Origin of the sequence: Micromonospora sp. KC207, assembly GCF_004348615.1 — a bacterium.
GTDB lineage: Bacteria > Actinomycetota > Actinomycetes > Mycobacteriales > Micromonosporaceae > Micromonospora.
In genome coordinates this window covers 1-20,712 of sequence record NZ_SMKJ01000097.1, presented here as the reverse complement: position 1 = coordinate 20,712, position 20,712 = coordinate 1, and the positions used below count along the sequence as shown (strand labels likewise).

17 protein-coding genes, 1 tRNA gene and 1 CRISPR repeat array are annotated in these 20,712 nt (G+C 68.9%); of the genes, 7 read left to right on the top strand and 11 right to left on the bottom strand.

Annotated elements, in window-relative coordinates:
• The first annotated feature begins 30 nt into the window (after positions 1-30).
• Genes casA through cas2e form a run of 7 tightly spaced genes read left to right on the top strand, consistent with a single transcriptional unit; the run spans position 31 to position 6,385 of the window.
• Complete coding sequence (gene casA, locus E1258_RS14665) at positions 31-1,740, top strand: type I-E CRISPR-associated protein Cse1/CasA (RefSeq protein ID WP_243715452.1); 1,710 nt, start codon at positions 31-33, stop codon at positions 1,738-1,740.
• Positions 1,737-2,432 carry a type I-E CRISPR-associated protein Cse2/CasB gene (gene casB, locus E1258_RS14660; protein ID WP_132400875.1) on the top strand — a complete coding sequence of 232 codons (696 nt, stop codon included), beginning with the start codon at positions 1,737-1,739 and terminating at the stop codon, positions 2,430-2,432. Before casA ends, casB begins: the two co-directional genes overlap by 4 nt.
• Before the next feature lie 2 nt (positions 2,433-2,434).
• Positions 2,435-3,598 carry a type I-E CRISPR-associated protein Cas7/Cse4/CasC gene (gene cas7e / locus E1258_RS14655; RefSeq protein WP_132400872.1) on the top strand — a complete coding sequence of 388 codons (1,164 nt, stop codon included), beginning with the start codon at positions 2,435-2,437 and terminating at the stop codon, positions 3,596-3,598.
• Positions 3,595-4,317: a type I-E CRISPR-associated protein Cas5/CasD gene (gene cas5e / locus E1258_RS14650; RefSeq protein ID WP_132400869.1), complete on the top strand. Its 723-nt coding sequence runs from the start codon at positions 3,595-3,597 to the stop codon at positions 4,315-4,317. Before cas7e ends, cas5e begins: the two co-directional genes overlap by 4 nt.
• A 9-nt stretch (positions 4,318-4,326) precedes the next feature.
• The gene (gene cas6e, locus E1258_RS14645; protein ID WP_132400866.1) at positions 4,327-5,010 is read left to right on the top strand and encodes a type I-E CRISPR-associated protein Cas6/Cse3/CasE; all 684 of its coding nucleotides are present in this window, start codon (positions 4,327-4,329) and stop codon (positions 5,008-5,010) included.
• Positions 5,007-5,975: a type I-E CRISPR-associated endonuclease Cas1e gene (gene cas1e, locus E1258_RS14640; RefSeq protein WP_132400863.1), complete on the top strand. Its 969-nt coding sequence runs from the start codon at positions 5,007-5,009 to the stop codon at positions 5,973-5,975. Before cas6e ends, cas1e begins: the two co-directional genes overlap by 4 nt.
• Positions 5,975-6,385 (top strand): type I-E CRISPR-associated endoribonuclease Cas2e, encoded by a 411-nt coding sequence (gene cas2e / locus E1258_RS14635; RefSeq protein ID WP_132400860.1) that lies wholly within the window; start codon positions 5,975-5,977, stop codon positions 6,383-6,385. Before cas1e ends, cas2e begins: the two co-directional genes overlap by 1 nt.
• 25 nt (positions 6,386-6,410) lie before the next feature.
• A CRISPR array of direct repeats spans positions 6,411-8,878; the repeat unit is 28 nt; unit sequence CTGCTCCCCGCGCACGCGGGGGTGATCC.
• Between the two features lie 41 nt (positions 8,879-8,919).
• On the opposite strand, the gene E1258_RS14630 is transcribed toward cas2e, so the two are convergent.
• The 11 genes from E1258_RS14630 to scpB all read right to left on the bottom strand — a co-directional run.
• Positions 8,920-10,488, bottom strand: coding sequence for an ISL3 family transposase (locus E1258_RS14630; protein ID WP_132400857.1), 1,569 nt, complete (start codon positions 10,486-10,488; stop codon positions 8,920-8,922).
• Positions 10,489-10,843: 355 nt separating this feature from the next.
• Positions 10,844-11,032 carry a hypothetical protein gene (locus E1258_RS14625; RefSeq protein WP_132400854.1) on the bottom strand — a complete coding sequence of 63 codons (189 nt, stop codon included), beginning with the start codon at positions 11,030-11,032 and terminating at the stop codon, positions 10,844-10,846.
• A 1,405-nt stretch (positions 11,033-12,437) separates the two neighbouring features.
• A complete protein-coding gene (locus E1258_RS14620; protein ID WP_132400851.1) occupies positions 12,438-13,457 on the bottom strand; it encodes a site-specific integrase in 1,020 nt (339 codons plus the stop codon).
• A complete protein-coding gene (locus tag E1258_RS14615) occupies positions 13,450-13,776 on the bottom strand; it encodes an AbrB/MazE/SpoVT family DNA-binding domain-containing protein (RefSeq protein ID WP_243715451.1) in 327 nt (108 codons plus the stop codon). Before E1258_RS14615 ends, E1258_RS14620 begins: the two co-directional genes overlap by 8 nt.
• 469 nt (positions 13,777-14,245) lie before the next feature.
• Entirely contained in the window at positions 14,246-15,394 is a 1,149-nt protein-coding gene (locus tag E1258_RS14610) for a hypothetical protein (protein WP_207919559.1), read from the bottom strand.
• A gap of 89 nt (positions 15,395-15,483) precedes the next feature.
• Complete coding sequence (locus tag E1258_RS14605) at positions 15,484-16,443, bottom strand: tyrosine-type recombinase/integrase (RefSeq protein ID WP_132400848.1); 960 nt, start codon at positions 16,441-16,443, stop codon at positions 15,484-15,486.
• Between the two features lie 113 nt (positions 16,444-16,556).
• Positions 16,557-16,630, bottom strand: a tRNA-Pro gene (locus E1258_RS14600).
• A 504-nt stretch (positions 16,631-17,134) separates the two neighbouring features.
• Positions 17,135-18,538: a ribosome biogenesis GTPase Der gene (der, locus tag E1258_RS14595; protein WP_132400845.1), complete on the bottom strand. Its 1,404-nt coding sequence runs from the start codon at positions 18,536-18,538 to the stop codon at positions 17,135-17,137.
• Complete coding sequence (gene cmk / locus E1258_RS14590) at positions 18,535-19,215, bottom strand: (d)CMP kinase (RefSeq protein WP_132400842.1); 681 nt, start codon at positions 19,213-19,215, stop codon at positions 18,535-18,537. Before cmk ends, der begins: the two co-directional genes overlap by 4 nt.
• Positions 19,216-19,403: 188 nt before the next feature.
• The gene (locus tag E1258_RS14585; RefSeq protein ID WP_132400839.1) at positions 19,404-20,174 is read right to left on the bottom strand and encodes a pseudouridine synthase; all 771 of its coding nucleotides are present in this window, start codon (positions 20,172-20,174) and stop codon (positions 19,404-19,406) included.
• Positions 20,161-20,712, bottom strand: a 552-nt coding sequence (scpB, locus tag E1258_RS14580; RefSeq protein ID WP_243715450.1) for an SMC-Scp complex subunit ScpB, incomplete at its 5' end; no start/stop codon positions are given. The genes E1258_RS14585 and scpB, both read right to left, overlap by 14 nt.

Below are 20,712 nucleotides of genomic sequence, written 5' to 3'. Positions count from 1 at the left end.
GCCACGAGGTCTCCGGTATGACGTTCGAGCTTGGTCGCTGAACCGTTTACCGGAGACCTCTTCAGCTATCGATCACCGCCACGCCGTGACCTTCACCGGCCACCACGACTTCTGAAACACGCCTTAGCCGGCCGTCGTCGTCTGGTCTCCCTGACCGAGCTGTTCGCTCAGGCGGCCAAGCTACGGGCGGTCGCCGGTGAGCTGCCGACCCAGACCTCCGCGATCCTAAGGCTGCTCCTCGCGATCCTGCACCGCGCCGTCGACGGGCCCGAGGACGAGGGCGCCTGGCATCGGCTGTGGCAGCGCTCCGACCTGCCGACCGCTGACATCGCCGGCTACCTCGGCGAGTACCGGGACCGCTTCGACCTGCTGCACCCGATCATGCCGTTCTACCAGGTGGCCGGCCTGCACACGCAGAAGAACGAGGTGTTCGGTCTGGAACGGCTCATCGCCGACGTACCGAACAACGCTCCGTACCTGACCACACGGCTCGGGCCTGGCCTGGCCCGGCTGACTCCTGCCGAGGCCGCCGTCTGGCTTGTCCACTGCCAGGCGTACGACACGTCCGGCATCAAGTCCGGGGCGGTCGGGGACAACCGGGTCAGCGGCGGAAGGGGTTACCCAATCGGTCCCGCCTCCTGCGGCTCCCTCGGGCTGGTCTACCTCGAAGGCCGGACGCTGCGCGAGACGCTGCTACTCAACCTAGTCACCCTCAACAGCAGCTACCTCCGGCAGGACCCGGAGCACGACTCCCCGGTCTGGGAACGAGACCCGCACGGCCCGGCCGAGGAGAACGAGCGCGACCGTGGCCCGTACGGGGTGTTGAATCTCTACACCTGGCAATCTCGCCGGATCCGACTCTTCGGCGACCAGACCGGGATCACCGGGGTTGTCGTGGCCAACGGGGACCGCATCGCCTGGCCGAACCTGCACGGCCAGGAGCCGATGAGCGGCTGGCGGCGCAGCGCCAACCAGGAGAAGAAGCTCGGGAGAAGCCCCGTCTATCTGCCGGCCCTGCACGACCACACCCGGGCCCTCTGGCGCGGGCTGACCAGTCTGCTGCCCGCCCCAGCCGAAAGACCTGGTGCCGATGCTCCGAGCCGGCGGCCACCTGCGGTCAGCCAGTGGTTGGCCCGGCTTCGGACCAAGGAGCTGATCGACGACCGGTACCGGGTCACCGCCCGCGCGGTCGGAGTCCTGTACGGCTCCAACCTGTCGGTGGTCGACGAGGTCTACCAGGATGCGCTGACCATGCCTGTACAGGCTTTCGACCCGGCGGGTCCGCTCGCCGTCACCATCATGGACAGCGCCGCCGACGCCGACACCGCCATCACCGCGCTGCGCCGGCTCGCTGCCGACCTCTGCCGGGCCGGCGGCGGATACGGGGACCGGGCCGAGGACCCGCCGGCCGCCGCAGCTAATCGGGCCGCCGAACTCGGATACGCCGAGCTGGACATCCTGTTCCGGCGCTGGCTGAGCGGCCTCGGCCCGGCCGACGACCCGGCACAGGCGCGCGCCCGGTGGCAGACGTGGGCGAAGTGGTGCGTTGGCCGGCTCGGCCGCGACCTGGTCGCCCGGTCCGGCCCGCAGGCCTGGGCCGGCCGCTACATCGACCAGGAGAAAAAGAAGCACGTGAGCAGCCCTCTCGCGGCCCGGCTCTTCGACGTGGCCCTGCGTCGGGCCCTGCCGCTGGCTGCCGGACCCGTAACCTCGCCCATTTCCCAGGAGGTGCCGGCGTGACCGCCACAGCCCCAGCCGACAGCGACACCCCGACGCCCGCCCCCAACCGGTACGCCCGTCGCCGAGGACCTTTCGGCGGTCACGTCGCCACGAGGGTCACCATGTTGCAGGAGGGCTACCGGGCGGAGGCCAGCTTCGCCGTCGCCGCCCTGGCCCGGTTGCGGGTCGCAGCAGGCAAGGAGCCCGCCGAGGACTTCACGACCCTGGAACAAACCCGGGTGAAGGAGGAATACCTCGGGGACCGGGTCGGCGACGACCCAACCCACACCGAGCGGGCTATGCACACCGCCCTAACCCTGTATGCGGTCCACCAGCAGTCGATCCGCGAGAGTTCGATGCACCAGGACGGCTACGGGCTGGGTGTGGCGGTCAGCGTGCTGGCCCGCAACCCGGACAGAGCCGACGCCGTGCGCCGGCGCTTCGCCGCCCTCGGCACCGCCACCAGCTACACCGCCGTCACCACCCACCTGCGCAGCCTGGTCCGGCTCCTGCGGGACCACCGGATCGCCCTTGACTACGGGATGCTCGCCGAGGACCTGGTCAAGTTGCAGGAGCCCGGAGGCCCAGCCAAGGTCCGCGCACTGTGGGGCCGCGACTTCTACCGCCAGCCCGAGCCCGTGGGCGACCCAGGTGACGACACGACCGACCCGAAATCCGACCCCGCGCCGGCGAGCGCCACCTCCGAGGAGTAACCATGGCCCGAACCATCCTGGACCTGCACATCCTGCACACCCTGCCGCCGAGCAATATCAATCGGGACGATTCTGGTTCTCCCAAGACCGCCACCTACGGCGGGGTGCGCCGGGCCCGAGTCTCCTCCCAGTCCTGGAAGCGTGCGGTGCGACTGGCGTTCCGCCGCACTCTCGACGGTTCCCAGCTCGGCGAGCGCACCAAGCGCGTCGGTGAGGCGATTGCCACCCGTATCGCCGACCTCGATCCCGAGTTGAAGGACCGGGCGTCCGCCCTGGCAGCCGAGGTGCTAATCGCCGCTGGTCTGGTAAAGAAGGAGGCTGTAGCCAAGAAGGAGGCGACGAAGAAGGCCAAGGAAGCAGGGCAGAACGCCGACGTCGAGTCCGGATATCTGCTCTTCCTCAGCTACCGCCAGCAGGAGAACCTCGCGCGGGCGGTGATCGAGGCCGAGCGGACCGGGGCGAAGCTCGACACCAAGAAACTCCAGAAGCTGGCCGACACCGACCACTCCATCGACATCGCCATGTTCGGCCGCATGCTCGCCGACGTGCCCGACCTGAACGTCGACGCGGCCGTCCAGGTGGCACATGCCCTCAGCGTGCACGCCGTCGAGAACGAGTTCGACTACTACACGGCCGTCGACGATCGTAAGCACGACAACCAGGAAACCGGCGCCGGCATGATCGGCACGATCGAGTTCAACTCGGCCACCCTCTACCGGTACGCCACGATCGACGTCGACCGGTTGCACGACACCCTCGGCGACGCCGCCACCACCCGGCAGGCAGTGGAAGCCTTTGTGCACGCCTTCACCACAAGCATGCCATCCGGCAAGAGGAACACCTTCGCCAATGGCACCCGCCCCGACGCGGTCATGGTGCGGCTGCGTGACACCCAGTCGGTCAACCTGGTGGGAGCCTTCGAGGAGCCCATCCGGGAGAGGCAGCTCGGTGACCGGTCCGGCATGGTGGGCGAGGCCGCCAGGAGGCTTGCGGAGCACACCACCGAGGTCGAGATGAAGTACGGCGACCCTGCCGTCGCCGCCTGGGTCACCCACCTTGGCAGCCGTACCGCCGTCCTGGCAGCCCTCGGCGAGGCGCTGCCCCTGCCCGAGCTGGTCACCGCCGTCGGGGCGACGGTGGCCGACCGCTTGGACGCGCCGGCATGAGTGTCCTGCTGCTGCGGCTCGCTGGCCCGCTTCAGGCGTGGGGCTCGACCAGCCGCTTCACCCAACGGCACACCGAGGTCGCCCCCACCAAGAGCGGGGTCATCGGGCTGCTCGCCGCAGCCCGAGGGATGCGGCGAACCGATCCGCTCACCGAGCTGCTCGGCCTCGAATTCGGGGTGCGAATCGACCAGCCCGGTCAGCTCCTCCGCGATTTCCAGGTCGCGCGTACTCTCGACGGCCGCGACAGCATGCCGCTCACCAACCGCTACTACCTCTCCGACGCGGTGTTCCTCGCTGCGGTGGGTGGTGACAGTGAACTACTTGACGGTCTGTACGAGGCGGTGCGCCGGCCGCGGTTTCCGCTCTACCTCGGCCGCCGGTCGTGCCCACCGGTCTCGCCGATCACTCTCGGAATCCACCCTGGAACTGTTACCGACGTGCTCGGCGTGTGGCCCTGGCAGGCTGCCAAGCGTCTGCGCGAGCGCGCTGCGACGACCGTTTCCTTGGAGGTGCTCAGCGACGCCCCGCCTGAGGCTGAGTTTACCGAAACCCTTCAGGACAACCCGGTCAGTTTTGATCCAGCCCATCGCCAGTACGGATGGCGGGCGGTCGTCCGGACTCGTTTCGACGTGCCCAACCCCGATGGCCGTGTTCCCGTCGGCACAACCGCCTCCGGCGGTCAGCCGCAGACCGACCACAACCCAATCGCGTGGCTGTGAGGAATAACGATGTATCTCACCCGATTCCTCGTGAACACCGCCCGGCAGGGTGCTCGCAGGCTACTTGCCTCACCCCAAGCAATGCACGCCGCCGTGCTCTCCGGCTTTCCCCGGCCCGAGGACCACACCCGGGACGGTGCCCGCACCCTTTGGCGCGTCGACACGGGGCGGGACCGGCAGGTCGTGCTGTATGTCGTCAGCCCCACCGCACCCGAGTTGACCCATCTCGTGGAGCAGGCCGGTTGGCCGAGGAGTAGCGAAGGCTGGGAGACCCGCTCATACGAGCGACTGCTCAACTCGCTCGACAAGGGGCAGCGCTGGGCTTTCCGGCTCACCGCCAACCCCACCCGCACCGGACGGAGGAGGGTGGACGCCTCGACGACCCAACGATTCGGCCACGTCACCCCCGTACAGCAGGTCGAGTGGCTGACCAGTCGTGCGGAGCGCAACGGGTTCACCGTGGCCCGGCAGACCGACGGGGAACTCAATCTCGTCACATACGACCGCCAGGTCCGCCGCTTCATGCGTAACCGGGGAGAGAAGCAGGTGACGCTGGTTATGGCCACCTACGACGGCGTTCTGGAGGTCGAGGACCCGGAGCTGTTCCGGGGCGCGCTCACCCGTGGCATCGGGCACGCCCGCGCGTACGGCTGCGGGCTGTTGACCCTCGCCCCGGCGCAGATTAACCAGTGAAGATCCCCGGCGTTCCGCCGGCTGAGCTGTCGGAGCTGAACCGCGCACAGGACCGGCTCAGCTTCGTCTACCTCGAACGGTGCGTCATCCACCGGGACAGCAACGCGATCACGGCCACCGACGAGAAGGGGGTCGTGCACATTCCGGCGGCCACGCTCGGCGTACTCATGCTCGGTCCCGGCACCAGTGTCACGCAGCAGGCGATGATGCTGCTCGCCGACAACGGTGCCACTGCGGTCTGGGTCGGCGAGCACGGCGTCCGGTACTACGCGCACGGGCGCACCCTCGCCCGGTCGAGTCGACTCCTCGTCGCCCAGGCCGCTGCCGTTTCGCACCGCGACCGGCGGCTCCAGGTGGCGCGCGCCATGTACCGGATGCGTTTCCCCGGGGAGGACACCAGCACCCTGACCATGCAACAGTTGCGTGGCAAGGAAGGGGCGAGGGTGCGCCGCTGCTACCGCGAGCATGCCCTCCGCACCGGCGTTTCCTGGAACAACCGGGAGTACGACCCGGACGATTTCAGCGGCAGCGACCCCGTCAACCAGGCGCTGTCGGCCGCCCACGCCTGCCTGTACGGGGTCGTCCATGCGGTTATCGTCGCCATCGGTGCCTCCCCTGGGCTGGGGTTCGTCCACACGGGTCACGAGCGGTCATTCGTGTACGACATCGCCGACCTCTACAAGGCCGAGATCACCATCCCGGTCGCATTCGATATCGCGGCCGGCGAATCGACCGACATCGGCTCGGACACCCGTCGGGCGGTCCGTGACCGGGTCCACGACGGTGCGCTCCTCGACCGGTGCGTCCGGGACATCCGAAGCTTGCTGCTCACCGACGCTTCCGCCGGCCCGATCGACGAGAAACAATTCGACGACGAGGCCGGCAACGACGCCGTACGACTGTGGGACGAGGGGGGCTACGAGCTCGCCGGCGGCCGGAACTACGGCGGGGACGTGGACTTCTGATGACCGTCATCATTCTGACCGCCTGCCCGGAAGGGCTGCGGGGGCACCTGACGCAGTGGCTGCTCGAGATCTCTGCCGGAGTGTACGTGGGAAACGTAAACAGTCGGATCCGGCAGCGACTCTGGGCCAAGGTCGTCGAGATGGCCGGACCAGGCCGGGCACTGCTCGTCTACCAGCGGCCCGGCGAGCAACGACTTGCTTTCGAGGTGCACGACCATCACTGGGAGCCGGTGGACTTCGACGGGATCACGCTGATGCGCCGGCCTACGGAGCGGAGGTCGTACAACCCGGCAGTTGGTCAGGGATGGAGCAAGGCATCCAAGCGTCGGAGGTTCGGACGGAGGGCCCCGGATGGGACCAGCGGATCGTCGAGGCCCTCCGAGCAGAGTGAAGGAAAAAGTGGTAGTTGATCTTTGGCGCCCCAGCTCAGGAAGCCTGCTCCCCGCGCACGCGGGGGTGATCCCCAGCAGCCGCGGCAACAGCAGCGCCCACGATCCTGCTCCCCGCGCACGCGGGGGTGATCCCGTGAGCACCCACGGACCGTTGGACACCCCCACCTGCTCCCCGCGCACGCGGGGGTGATCCCTCCTCGGTCTGCTCCTCGGTGTGGGCGATCATCTGCTCCCCGCGCACGCGGGGGTGATCCCAGCGACAGCACCGCAGCACCGACAGCCACGCCCTGCTCCCCGCGCACGCGGGGGTGATCCCAGCAGCGCCCCCGCTCTGGCCTCATGGCCAGACTGCTCCCCGCGCACGCGGGGGTGATCCCGGGTCCGTCACGATCCACCAGCCGGGATGGTGCTGCTCCCCGCGCACGCGGGGGTGATCCCTCGCGGCCCCGGTAGTCGACCAGTTTGGGCGCCTGCTCCCCGCGCACGCGGGGGTGATCCGTCGGTGGTTGACGCGGTCGAGGCGGAGGACATCTGCTCCCCGCGCACGCGGGGGTGATCCTAAGCATGCAGTGCTGACATGCCCATTGGGTAACTGCTCCCCGCGCACGCGGGGGTGATCCGGGTGACGTGCGGGAGGCGATTCGGCTCAAGACCTGCTCCCCGCGCACGCGGGGGTGATCCCAAGATCGACAGGGCGCGGGCCCCGGAGTCGGCCTGCTCCCCGCGCACGCGGGGGTGATCCCGCCCCAGTAGCCGATCTCGTCGTAGATGAGGACTGCTCCCCGCGCACGCGGGGGTGATCCGGCGCTGCTGCGGGCCGCGACGGTCGCGCCGGTCTGCTCCCCGCGCACGCGGGGGTGATCCGGTGCCCAAGATCGAGGGCGAGTACGACCAGGACTGCTCCCCGCGCACGCGGGGGTGATCCCATCGACGACATGCGGTGGCGGCAGATCGCGACCTGCTCCCCGCGCACGCGGGGGTGATCCCAGGACGTTTACGCCCTCGGCGCGGCCGATACGCTGCTCCCCGCGCACGCGGGGGTGATCCCTGGGATTCTTGGAGCGTCTACAGTCCCACCGACTGCTCCCCGCGCACGCGGGGGTGATCCCAACCCGGTACACCTGTTCGAAGTACGAGTAACCTGCTCCCCGCGCACGCGGGGGTGATCCCCAGCCGTTCGCCGCACGCCGCACCCGGATCGCCTGCTCCCCGCGCACGCGGGGGTGATCCCATTCAGGGCACCCCCGCCCCGAAGGCGCTCACCTGCTCCCCGCGCACGCGGGGGTGATCCCGAGCCGGTCGATCGTGTCGGGAAGGAACCCCACTGCTCCCCGCGCACGCGGGGGTGATCCCGTGCGAGCCTCTTTGAGGGTGGCGGTCCGTGCCTGCTCCCCGCGCACGCGGGGGTGATCCTCGTTGCAAGGCCATTCATCGTGGCTACCGGTGCTGCTCCCCGCGCACGCGGGGGTGATCCCTCCTGGCCCCAGGTATCGACGTGCTGCTCGAACTGCTCCCCGCGCACGCGGGGGTGATCCCGGCGTCCCGCTCCTCGACGGCACCGGCCTGATCTGCTCCCCGCGCACGCGGGGGTGATCCGCTGCGCCTGTTCCGACCTGAACCCGCCCCACGCTGCTCCCCGCGCACGCGGGGGTGATCCCGTCTCCCCCACGGGCGGTGCTGTCACGCTCGACTGCTCCCCGCGCACGCGGGGGTGATCCACATGTTGCGGATACCGTCGATCAGCCCAGACACTGCTCCCCGCGCACGCGGGGGTGATCCGGCAGCACTGGAACTGGATGATCAGCGCGTGATCTGCTCCCCGCGCACGCGGGGGTGATCCGTGCCGGTCAGGTCCAGGATCGTGTCGGGGTTGCTGCTCCCCGCGCACGCGGGGGTGATCCCGTGATCACCTTCGACACGTTCGAAGGTCCCATCTGCTCCCCGCGCACGCGGGGGTGATCCCCGGGTTGCGTTCGGTCGGGAAGCCGTCCAATCCTGCTCCCCGCGCACGCGGGGGTGATCCGGTGCCCGGCCGACCGGCCGCCTGGTTTCACATCTGCTCCCCGCGCACGCGGGGGTGATCCCTTGATCTGCACCGCACCCTTCTTCGGCTTCTTCTGCTCCCCGCGCACGCGGGGGTGATCCCTCGCGCTTCGGGGGCCGGCCCTTGACCCGACCCTGCTCCCCGCGCACGCGGGGGTGATCCCGACAGACGCGAACGTGCCGTCGATGTTGCTGTCTGCTCCCCGCGCACGCGGGGGTGATCCCGTGCTGCTGATACACGCGCCACCGCTGGTCGCCTGCTCCCCGCGCACGCGGGGGTGATCCGGTCAGAGGGCCCGCCGGAGAGGCATCCGGCGGCTGCTCCCCGCGCACGCGGGGGTGATCCGGGGGGTTAAGAACAGCACGACCTGGGCAGGGACTGCTCCCCGCGCACGCGGGGGTGATCCCCTGCGGGTCACGGTCAACAACCTGCGCCGAATCTGCTCCCCGTGTCAACGGCGGACTGGAACTGGCTCTGGCACACATTCTGTGAGTGATCTTGGGGTTGCTCAGGGCAGGGTGAGGACGCGTTTGCGGAGGAGGTCGAGGTTCGCGCGGCCGTACATTTGTCGTTTGATGGTCTTGATGCGGTTGACGTGGCCTTCGACCGGGCCTGAGCTCCACGGTTGGGTGAGGCCGGCGAGGACCGCGTCGCGGTCACTGGCCAGGCCGGCGGCGAAGCCGCGCAGTTCGGGGTAGCCGGCGTGGCGGGCGCGGTCGATCCAGGCGTCGAGGTGCTGGCCGGTGCCTTGGTGGCGGACCAGCGCGGCGAACCCGCGGGCGAGGTCGGCGATGGTGTCGAGGTCCGGGCAGCGGCTGCGGGCGTCGGCGAGATGGGTGCGGTCGTCGTCGGTGAGTTTGTGGCCGGGGCGCATGATCCAGGCGGTGATCCGCCGCGCGGGCGGCACCCGGACGGTGACAGGGGTGGGTCGGGTGCGGTTGATGGTGAGCCAGTCGCGCAGCACGCGCAGGCTGCCCTGGTAGCCGCGGGCCAGGATCTCGGCGTGCAGGTCGGCCGTGTCGTGGATGCCGTCGGTGAGGCGTTGCCGTAGGTAGGTGTGGAACGGGGCCAGGATGCTGGGGCGGCTGCTGGCGTTCGGGCCGATCAGCGCCTCGGCGGTAGCCGCGTGGGCGTACTTGCGGGCGGTCCTGACGTTCATGTCGAGCCGACGCGCCGTCGCCTTGATCGACAGCCCTTCAGATCGCAGAGCGTGCACGGCCGCGTGACGTTGGCGGGTGTTCGCCGCGCGTCGTCCCGTCCTGACCGGCTCGACCGGCGTTGGCGCAGCCAGGGCAGGTATCGCATCGGTGCGCTCCCGTAGGCAGCGGCGGTGCCCACGGACGACCTTCTCGACGGCGTCGCTGAGGTTCTTCAGCAGGTGCCACCGGTCGGCGACCTGCACCGCGTCGGGCGCGCCCTTGCGGGCGCCCTCGGCGTAGCTGCCGCCACGGTCCCGGCAGACGACCTGAACGCCAGGATGCTCGCGCAACCATCCGGCGAGGGTATCGGCGGTGCGGTCGGGCAGCACGTCGATCGGCCGGCGGGTGTGCATGTCGAGCAGCACGGTCGCGTACCGGTGCCCACGGCGGCGAGCGAAGTCGTCCACGCCCAGCACCGTCGGCGTCACCGACGGCGGGTCGGGCATCCGACGGATCATTCGGATCAACGTCATCCGCGACACCGACACCGCCAACCGATGCGCCAACCGGCTGCCCGGCCGACCGCCCAACGCCACCGCGACCGCTTCCAGGTCACCCGCCGCCCGGACCGTGTGACGGGCGTACCGTCGGGTCAGACCGGGCACCTGTTCAACGAACGTCCGCCGCCGGCACCCCACGTTGATGCAGGTGAACCTGCGGACCGTCAACGCGACCAGCACCTCATGGCCGCCCAATCTGACGTCGGCCAGCCGGCGCACATAGGAACTATGCAGGGTGGCCGACCAGGTGCCGCAGGCTCCACACGCGGCCCGCACCGTCCTCGTCGCCGCATCGATCCTGACCCCGACGCCACGGACCACCACCGCTTCCAACCGCAGGCCCACCAGATGCGGAAGCAACGCCACGATGATCTCCACCCCGGCACCCAACCCGAACTAGCGGCGAGCACGACTCACAAAATGTGTGCCAGAGCCCGATTTTTCACGCGTCGCCGACACTGCCGGGTAGCCTCCCGGGCTGCTCCCCGCGCATGCGGGGGTTATCCTCAGCCTTGGGCCAATAAATAATGCGGTCGATCCTGCTCCCCGCGCATGCGGGGGTGATCCCGGCGGGAGGGCGGAGAGACCGCTCACGGTCGTCTGCTCCCCGAGCATGCGGGGGTGATCCCTGCCTGAGATGCCCGACGGGCCCAGGCTGTCCCTCGCCAGCTACCTCGCAATCGCGACGGCAGTCATTCCGCGGGGTCGCCGGCCAGCAGCTCGACGAACTGCGTTACTCCAGATACGCCCGTCGTCGGTACCACGAGCCGGCCAGCCACACTGCCAGCACCCCGCACACCGCCGAGCCGATACCACCGGCCAGCCGCGCCGACCCGTCCGCGGCCCAGGAGATGACCAGCGCGACCGTGGCCGCCACCGCGAACACCACTGCGGCCACCAGCAGCCCCTGGCCGGACGGCATCGTCTCAGGGGTGGGCTACCGCGGGACCACCAGCGTGTTCTCGTCGAGCGGATCGGGGGCGACCTGGTAGCCGGCCTGCTCCAGAATCCGGCGATAGCGCGCGACTACCTCCGGCTGCTCGGCGTGGCGCAGTAGACGACACTGAACGGCTCGGGCCCGTCCAGGCTGCTGTTGGCACCCTCCACCGCGAAGCCGTCCGGGTGCCGCTCGTCCATGTCCCGCAACCCGGCTACGCGCAGTGCGCGCCGGGTCGCCTCCGCGTCGCGGTCTCACGACGACCACAACGGCCACTGTCCCTTGCCGTACCCGTACCGCGGTTGTTCCTCATTCATGATCGTCACCGTACTGGCGTCAGCCGCACACCCCGGGGGGACGTCCTGCTAAACGTAGGTCGAGAGCAGACCCGGCCCCTTCACGCTCACGATGGAAAAGCTCAGTTGCCAGCCGGTCCGAATCACCTACTCAAGCGGCCAATAGTGGTCACATCTCTGATGACCCCAAAACTGCAGGTCAGTGACGCCGCCGAGCACTCAGACTCGCCCGACAAGCAGCTACACGCCTGGCCAGAGCAGGCGCCGACCACTAGCGTCACGAGGCTCAGGTGCTGATCGTGATCGGGCCGCCAAGCGAATGCGGTGGTCGGGAAGGACGTAGCGCATGGTAGAGCGATGGGCCGTGGAGCGGGCAGTTCGAGATGCTGACTGCTGTCTCAGCCCCTCCGGGCGCCACCTTGTCCTCACACTACTCACCTGGACGGACACCGCGACTGCGGTCATCCCGCCTCAGTTCTCACCAAGCTTGACAGACCTCGAACGGGCGACAGGCATGGCCCGCTCCACAATCGCTGTCTGGCTGAACCGTCTCGAGCTGCTGGGCTGGGTCGTTCGGTTCAGACCAAAAGTGGAAGATGCTCGCCGCAAAAAAGCAAGAACCGCCTATCGCCTCCAAATTCCCAGCCCTACGTCCTTAGACGAGGTGCCGCGCGACTTGCCGGCAAAAGCTGAACCCTGGAAGCACGCTTTGGCCGCTTCCCGGCGACGTACGCCGCTGGCAGTTGGTTCGGCCACGGAACTAGAGCTAGTACGGCAGCCGAACAGATCTAGTCCGCCCGCCGGACCGGATTCAAACACCAAACATAGCCCCACCGCGCGAAGCCCGGCAAACGCCACCCACAGCCACCCCTACATCCAAGGAGCCAACGGCTACTGCGCATACCCCAACTGCGGCAGGTCCGCACCCCTTCATTGAAAATTTGATCCAGTCGCACACCAGCCAGCTGCGGCGCATTCAGGGCGTGCCGAATATGGCGATACAGCCAGCACCGCCGAATCCCTTCTCGCGATTCCACGTTCTGCCGCATCGGACGGTGGGACACAGCTCCGCAGGAGCAGGTCCCACCACCCGACTAACTCAGAGGATGGGATTCATTGGTGAGCGCCGCCAAGGCGGCGGCGATCTCCTGCAACGTCGCTCGCACGTAGGTGGCGGTAGCGCCAGCATCGCCGCCACCTTCCGAATGACCGGCGTAGGCTCGTGCGATAGCGTAGCCGAAGTTTCTTTCCACCCATGTCAACGTTGTGTGACGCAACCAGTGAGTGCTGATCTGCTGCACGTAAACCCACGGAAGGTGCTCGCCGATGCGTACCCACAGGTGATCGTAACGCCGGTAGGTGATGGGCTGGCCGTTCCGGTACCGTAGGAGTTGCCCTGCCTCCGTCGCGCCCCGCTCCTCAGCATGCCGCTGTAGGTATCTCATGAGTGTGGGAGAAACCGGCTGCCAACGCACCGTGTCCCCCTTCTCACGAAGCAGAATCAGACACTGGTCTGGGTCCAGATCAACCAGCCGAAGCGCCAGCGCCCCACCGCGCCGACACGCCGTCTCGGTGTGCAGCCGCAAGAGCAGGGTGTCGAGCGCTGGATCGTCACCTGTGCTGGCGGCAACCTCGTTGATCTCGGCCAGCCGCCTGTCCGCCACTGCCCGCCGCGTGCTCGGCAGACGTCGCGGCTTCGCCACCTTCAACGCAGGGTTGTCCGAAGCAACGATGAATCCATCAGCGACCGCCCTCTTGTAGAGACAACGCAGGGCGGCAATCAGATGCTCCGCCGCGCTTCGACCGCCGCGGGCATTCCTACGAGCAACCACGTGCGTCTTGACGTACTCCGCCAACTGCTCGATCTCCGACGGTGTCGGCTCGTCGAGCCTTCGCTGCCCCCAGTGCTCCACCACACGCTTCCAGTAGGAACCGTAGGCACGCCGTGTACCTGCCGTGACCGCAGCCGCCACCACGGGAACGTATTCGGCGAAGGTAGGCGACGGAGGCCGAACCGCGGCAGCCTCCAGAAGATCAGCAGGCGAGATGCCCATCCGAGCAAGAAGCAGCCGAGCCGCGTCCAACTCAGCGCTATTAGCCGCGGCCTCACTCATGCTCGCCCCCGAACACCGCATCGTGAGCCTGGGTGATCATCTCGTCGAGCTTTCCCGGCGGGTGAACCACCAGGCGCCTGCCGGCTGGTTCAGCCACGATGAACACACGGTCGCCGGCGGTAAGACCACACCATTGACGGACCACTGCCGGCAGCCGGACGTGGCCTTCTTTCGTCACCTTGAAGACGCCCTGCTCATCGGCCGATACGACGATCAGCCCGCGGCGCTCCTTGATGTGCAGTCGCAGTCCGGGACTCCACTGGAGTCCCTTCATCGCCGACCGGTCGGCGATTCGCCCATGCGAATCGAGGGTCGCCACGCCATAGACAGCTGTTCGGCTTCGGGGCACGGCAAGACTCGGAAGCGGCAGTGGAGGACGTCTCATGACCGTCGCGGGAGAGCCATGAGCACCGCGCCTGACGGTCATCTGGCCAGGTAAAGCAACGGCGGGGATCACTGACGAGCTGCCACGTGTCGACGAAGGACTCGCCGCACGCCGGTCACTGAGAGTAGCGCCTGATGCGGCACTGGAGGGAATTTTGCGGTGGTCAAGCATGCTCAACCACCGCTACGTCTACGTCGCACATATGAGACGTACGCGTGTCCGAGGGGGGACTTGAACACGCGTTGTCCATGGTGCTCATCTCGTCGGGACAAGCAGCACGGCGCCAACACCCAATTCGTCCCGGCCGCCTTCGTCTGGCGGACGGGCGGCTACGGTGCCACGCGACGGGACCTGGCGTGATCGCTGGCGAAGGGCCGCCCGCACCAATACGCCTGCCTGCTACCTATTTGCGGTCTTCAAGATCGAGTCGGTATCGGTCGGCGGCTGCTCGGGCTCGCACTTCGCTACGGAATGCTTCTTTGAGCTCGTCGTCCAGTTCGTCGTCGGACACGTTGTCCTCCGGGTCGGCTGAGGACACGGCGTACTCGCGGTAGAGGAGCCAACAGCCGCGAATGCCGGACAGTAGGTCCTCAAGCATGTCGCGGGCGGGACGCAGCGGGTCCAGAGTGGTTAGCCGAATCGTCGCGATCTCGCCAACCGCTTCGGCTCCGCCCGGCCTGACCTGCTCAGCTTCTTCCTCGGCTTCCTCTATCTTCTCTCGTAGCTCATCGATGTCGGGTGCCTCGCCCTCAGCAATCGCCATGGCATCGCAGATCATCCTGGTCACCACGTCTGTCGGCGACAGGCCGATCTCCATCAGCTCCAGGAGCGCGGTGGGTGTCGCGTGCGGCAGCGCTTCGATGTCGTCCGCCTCCAGTAGAACATCGGCTGCGGCACCACGGGAGACCTCCGCCGCCAGGTCGGCGGCCGCCTGCAGCCAGTGCGCCGCCGCCACGCATGCCGAGGTCGGATCGAGCTCCAGAAATAACTCTTCTCCGCCAAGCGGGTCATTCATCAGAATCCGGTCGGCAGCGGCGACCTGGACCGGCGAGGCAGCTTGGCGCGTTAGTTGCACGGCCTGCGCTGAGCGTCCCGAGAGATCCCCCAGTTCGGCAGCCTCCACCGCCGCGACCTCTGCATCGACATCGGCGACCACCGCAGCAGTGAGATCCGCGTCCGCGGCAGCGTGCAGGCAACGGCCCACTCGATGGGCGCGTTCCTCCACAGGGTCGTACGACACCATCATCATGCCGTTGCTGTCAGGCAGGCTCGGCTTCCTGATATAGGCGGTCACGGAAGCGAACTCGTTCCGGGTCTGCTCTCGCCGCCACCCCTCCGTGTTGATCTCCAAGCTGTCGGCGGCGCTCGCCGGATGCGTGTAGCAGCGCCAGAGCGCCTCGGACAGGCCCGACAACTCGGCCGCCAGCGCCAGCCGCTGTCTCGGCTCGATACTCGCCGCCAGCGACGCGACCCGAATCGCGACAGACCCGTAGCCGGTCTCCCAGGTTGCCAACAACTCACTGCGATTCTCGTCGATTGCGTACCGCGTCATCGCCACCCCTCCCCCGTAAGCCCGTCGAGCCTACCGGTAGACGAGATCACGCACGGCTCTGACGTGCGTAATCTCGTCCGCCAGCCGAACTACACTCGCTCGCCGATTCCCAGCCGCGCCTGCGTCTCCTGCGCCCGCTCCGCGGCGGCGCTGGCACCATAGTGGCGGGGCATGTCATCGGAGGCCCAGCCGAGCAGCAGCATGAGATCGCCAGTGTCTCCCCCGGCGCGCTTCCACTCATGGGCGAAGTTGTGGCGCCACCGGTGCGCGTGCACATCCGGCACTCCGGCCGCCTTACCCAGCCGCTTGAGGAGGATCTTGATGCCATTCGGAGTCAGAAGGGCCGCGCCGCGCTCGGCCAACCACAGCTGAGGCAGTGCGGCGCCCTTGTGCTTGTCCCGGGCCCGGAGATAGCGGCTCAGCGCCCGGGCGGTCTTCGGCCCGAAACGTACCCGCCGGTCCTTGGCACCCTTGCCGTGAAAGTGCACCGACTCGGTGTTCAGGTCGACATCGGCCACAAGGAGGTTGCCCACCTCGGACAGCCGGGCGCCGGTGTTGCAGTACAGCCGAATCAGCGCCTCGTCGCGCAGGTTGACGAAGCCCTTGCCCTTGCACGCGTCGAGGAGCTTGCCGGTGTCCTCGTCACGCAGGACCGGGATCAGCTTCCGGGGCGTCTTCGGCTGCCGAACCCGCTCCATCGGCGACCGATCGATGGCCTGCTCGTCGACAAGCAGCCACTTGAAGAACTGCTGCAACCCCTTGTGCTTGTTCAGCGCCGTCGACGCCGACCGAGTCTCGATCATCCAGGCCTGGAACGCCTCCACGTGCGCCCGAGTCACCGCGCATGGATCGTCAGCCGCATCATCGGCGTCCGGATCCGGGGACGACTCCCCCAGATACCGACCCAACTGCGCCGCGGCCAGAAGGTAGTTGTAGCGGGTGGTCGCCGGGTAGTTCCCGGCCCGCAGCGACCGGTCCCAGTCCCGAAGGAACCCGGCCCAGGTCCGGGACAGTCCGGCGGTGAGCTTCTGAAGATCCAGTAGTGGCATGACAACCTGCCCGAGTCAAGAGGTCCAACAGCGGCGTGCTAGACCAGGCATCCATGCCAAGCAATGAAAATAGGGCTTCCGCAAGTCGTTGACCTGCGGAAACCCTTTCGCTGTCGGGACGGCCGGATTCGAACCGACGACCCCTTGACCCCCAGTCAAGTGCGCTACCAAGCTGCGCCACGTCCCGATGCTTCCGCGAGGCGTTCTCCGCCCTGCGACAGCCGGTACAGCTTAGCGCACGATCTTCCCCGCGCACGCACCGGCCCGGGCCCGCCCAGCCACCTCCCCAACATTCGCTAGGCCGTCCTAGGAGGATAGGTGAAAGCGTGAGTTAATGAGTACCGCCCGCCGGCCGAGCCGGCCGTCAGGCCGGTGAGCCAGGAGTTTCGGGTTCCAGGGCATGGTGGCGACTCTCGAAGCCGCCGCGGCCGGCGCGGCCCGCCGCCGTGGCGGCGAGGCCGGAACGAGTGCCCGCCCTACGGGAACAGGACGGGCACTCGGAACAGGGCTCGGCGCTGGCAGAACGGGACCGAACACCGTCGGTCGGAACCCGCACCCAGAACAGCACCAACCCCCATGGAACGGGACCGAGCACACAGAACACGGCCGGGCACCCGGAACAGAACCGGGCACTCGAGCGGGTCAGGACACGAGGGCGGGCGAGGCGTACGGGGCAGGGGTGGAAGCGGGATCAGCCGTGCGCCTTGCCCCGGCCGCCCGGGCCGAGCTTCTTGCGCGGGCGTACCGAAATCTCTACCGGGCTACCCTCGAAGCCGAACTCCTCGCGGAGCTTGCGCTCGACGAAACGCTGGTAGCCGGCGTCCAGCGGCGCGGTGGTGAAGAGCACGAACCGCGGCGGGGCCACCCCCGCCTGGGTGGCAAAGAGGATCTTCGGCGCCCGGCCGCCCCGCACCGGGTGCGGGGTGGCCTGCACCAGGGCGGTCAGCCAGGAGTTGAGCTGCGCCGTCGGCACCCGGGTCTCCCAGCTCGCCAGGGCCTTGCGCAGCGACGGGGCGAGCTTGTCGACCGCTCGGCCGGTCTTGGCCGACAGGTTGATCCGCAGCGCCCACGGGATGCGGCGCAGTTCCCGCTCGATCTCCTTGTCCAGGTAGTACCGGCGGTCGCCGTCGACCAGGTCCCACTTGTTGAAGGCGATGACCAGGGCCCGGCCGGCCTCGGTGACCATGGACAGGATCCGCTGGTCCTGCTCGCTGATCGGTTCGCTGGAGTCGAGCAGCACCACGGCCACCTCGGCGGCCTCGATCGCCGAGGCCGTGCGCAGGCTGGCGTAGTACTCGGTGCCGCTGGCCTTGCCGACCCGCTTGCGCAGCCCGGCGGTGTCCACCAACTGCCAGGTTTCCCCGCCGATTTCCACGAGGCTGTCCACCGGGTCGACGGTGGTGCCGGCGACCGAGTCGACGACCGCCCGTTCCTCGCCGGAGAACCGGTTGAGCAGGCTGGACTTGCCGACGTTGGGCCGGCCGACGAGGGCTACCCGGCGCGGGCCGCGGGGGCGGTTCTCCACGATCGCCGGTGCCTCCGGCAGCGCCTGGAGGATCTTGTCGAGCAGGTCGCCGGAGCCCCGGCCGTGCAGCGCCGACACCGGGTACGGCTCGCCGAGGCCGAGCGACCACAGTGCGGTCGACTCCATCTCGATCGTGGCGTTGTCGGCCTTGTTCGCCACCAGGATGACCGGTTTGGCGCTGCGCCGCAGCATCTTCACGGCGGCCTCGTCCACGTCCGTGGAGCCGACCATGGCGTCGACCACGAAAAGCACCACGTCGGCGGTGGCGACGGCGATCTCGGCCTGTGCGGCGATCGCCGCCGCCCGGTCCTTCGCGTCCGGCTCCCAGCCGCCCGTGTCGACGACCGTGAACGCCCGGCCGGACCACTGCGCGTCGTACGGGACCCGGTCCCGGGTCACCCCGGGGATGTCCTCGACGACCGCCTGCCGGCGGCCGATGATGCGGTTCACCAGGGTGGACTTGCCGACGTTGGGACGGCCGACGACGGCCACCACGGGCATCGGCCCGGTCGGCTCCTCGGCGTCGACGGCCGGCTCGCGCAGCTCCACCCAGCCCTCGTCGGTCGTCACGCCACTCCCCTATCGGTCAGCAGTGCGCGCAGCCGGTCGACGACCTCGTCGATGCCCAGTTCCGTGGTGTCCAGCACCACCGCGTCGGTGGCCTGCTGCAACGGGTCAGCCTTGCGCGTCGAGTCGAGCCGGTCGCGGCGGGCCAGGTCGGCGGCGGTGACCGCCACGTCCGTGGCATCCTCCGCGCTGCGCCGCTGGGCGCGCGCGGCCTCGGAGGCGGTCAGGTAGACCTTCAGGTCCGCGTCGGGGGCGACGACCGAACCGATGTCCCGGCCCTCGACCACGATCCGGCCGGCCTTCGCGATCAACTCACGCTGCCGGGCCACCAGCAGCGCCCGCACCGACGGTACGGCGGCCACGGCGGAAACCGCGCCGGTGACCTCGGGGCCCCTGATCTCGGAGTCGACGCTCACGCCGTCGGCGGTCACGCCGTACCCCTGGGGGTCGGTGCCGATGCGCAGGTCGACCTCGGCGGCGACCTTGCCCACCGACTCGGCGTCGGTGAGGTCGACCCCGGAGCGCAGCACCGCCCAGGTGATCGCCCGATACATCGCCCCGGTGTCCAGGTAGCGGGCACCGAGGCCCACGGCGAGCCGCCGGGAGACGGTGGACTTGCCCGAACCGGACGGCCCGTCCACAGCGACCACGCAGCGCCCGGCCCGTACGTTTTCCTCCACCGTGTTCCTCCTCAGCCCGTGCCTCGCGGGGCCCGGCGGCCCGTCGCGAGCGGTTGTCGTCGTCGTCGATCATGCCCCGCGGCCCGTCGAGGGCCGCGCGCGACGCCGTCGGTGGCGACCTACGCCACCGCCCGCCCCATCCGGGGCGTCACGAAAGCCTACCCGTTGTGGTACCCCGCCCCACGGGGTCAGTCACCGACCGCCTTGAACAGGGCGGCGACCTCGGCGTTGGTGAGCCGCCGGGTCCGCCCGGCGCGCAGGTCACCGAGGCGGATCGGCCCGATCGAGGTCCGCACCAGGCGGAACACCGGGTGCCCCACCTCGGCCAGCAGGCGTCGGACGATGTGCTTGCGCCCCTCGTGCAGGGTCAGCTCCACCTGGGCGGTCTTGCCCAGGGTGTCCACCACCTTGAAGGAGTCGACCGTGACCGGGCCGTCCTCCAGCTCGATGCCGGCGGCCAGCCGCTTGCCGAGGTTGCGCGGGATCGGCCCGGCCACCTCGCACAGGTACGTCTTCGGCACCCCGTACGACGGGTGGGTGAGCCGGTGGGCGAGGTCGCCGTCGTTGGTGAGCAGCAGCAGGCCCTCACTGTCGGCGTCGAGCCGCCCGACGTGGTAGACCCGCTGCTCCACCCGGTTGCCGATGAAGTCCGACAGGGCGGCGCGTCCCTTCTCGTCCGCCATGGTGGAGACGACCCCGCGTGGCTTGTTCAGGGCCAGGTACACCAGTCGGGTGTCGGCCTGGAGCCGCTCGCCGTCGACGAGGATGACGTCGCGGGTCGGGTCGGCCTTGTCGCCGAGCTGGGCCACCTTTCCGTTCACGGTCACCCGGCGGCGGAAGATCAGGTCCTCGCAGGCGCGTCGGGATCCCACGCCGGCGGCGGCCAACACCTTCTGGAGGCGTTCGGCCCCCTCGAAGACGGGCGCGTCGGTCTTGGGGGCACGGTCATCGCGTCGCATCGGCAAGCTCTTCTACGTCGTCGGGGAGGAACGGGGCGAGCGGGGGCAACTCGTCGACCGAGTTCAGCCCCAACTTCTCCAGGAACATCGTGGTGGTCCGGTAGAGGAAGGCGCCGCTGTCCGGTTCTGCGCCGCACTCTTCGACCAACCCGCGGGAGACCAGCGTACGGAGCACCCCGTCGCAGTTGACACCCCGGATGGCCGAGATGCGCGACCGGGTCACCGGCTGCCGGTACGCCACCACGGCGAGGGTCTCCAACGCCGCCTGGGTCAGCCGGACCGCTTGGCCGTCCAGGACGAAGCGCTCGACGTACGTGGCGTACTCGGGGCGGGTGTAGAGCCGCCAGCCGCCGGCGGCCCGGCGCAGTTCGAAGCCGTGCCCGCCAGCAGTGTATCCGGCCGCGATGTCGTCGAGCAGCGGGCCGATCCGCTCGGGGGACTGTTCGAGGACCTGGGCGAGGGTCAGCTCGCTGACGGGTTCGTCCACCACCAGCAGGATGGCCTCCAGGGCCCCGCGCAGTTCCGCGTCGTCGAGCAC

Bases quoted from the DNA above. Each gene is read 5' to 3' on its own strand.
- cas7e (WP_132400872.1), top strand. From the start codon at position 2,435: ATGGCCCGAACCATCCTGGACCTGCACATCCTGCACACCCTGCCGCCG.
- cas5e (WP_132400869.1), top strand. From the start codon at position 3,595: ATGAGTGTCCTGCTGCTGCGGCTCGCTGGCCCGCTTCAGGCGTGGGGC.
- cas6e (WP_132400866.1), top strand. From the start codon at position 4,327: ATGTATCTCACCCGATTCCTCGTGAACACCGCCCGGCAGGGTGCTCGC.
- cas2e (WP_132400860.1), top strand. From the start codon at position 5,975: ATGACCGTCATCATTCTGACCGCCTGCCCGGAAGGGCTGCGGGGGCAC.
- E1258_RS14625 (WP_132400854.1), bottom strand. From the start codon at position 11,032: ATGCCGTCCGGCCAGGGGCTGCTGGTGGCCGCAGTGGTGTTCGCGGTG.
- E1258_RS14620 (WP_132400851.1), bottom strand. From the start codon at position 13,457: ATGAGTGAGGCCGCGGCTAATAGCGCTGAGTTGGACGCGGCTCGGCTG.
- E1258_RS14610 (WP_207919559.1), bottom strand. From the start codon at position 15,394: ATGACGCGGTACGCAATCGACGAGAATCGCAGTGAGTTGTTGGCAACC.
- E1258_RS14605 (WP_132400848.1), bottom strand. From the start codon at position 16,443: ATGCCACTACTGGATCTTCAGAAGCTCACCGCCGGACTGTCCCGGACC.
- E1258_RS14585 (WP_132400839.1), bottom strand. From the start codon at position 20,174: ATGCGACGCGATGACCGTGCCCCCAAGACCGACGCGCCCGTCTTCGAG.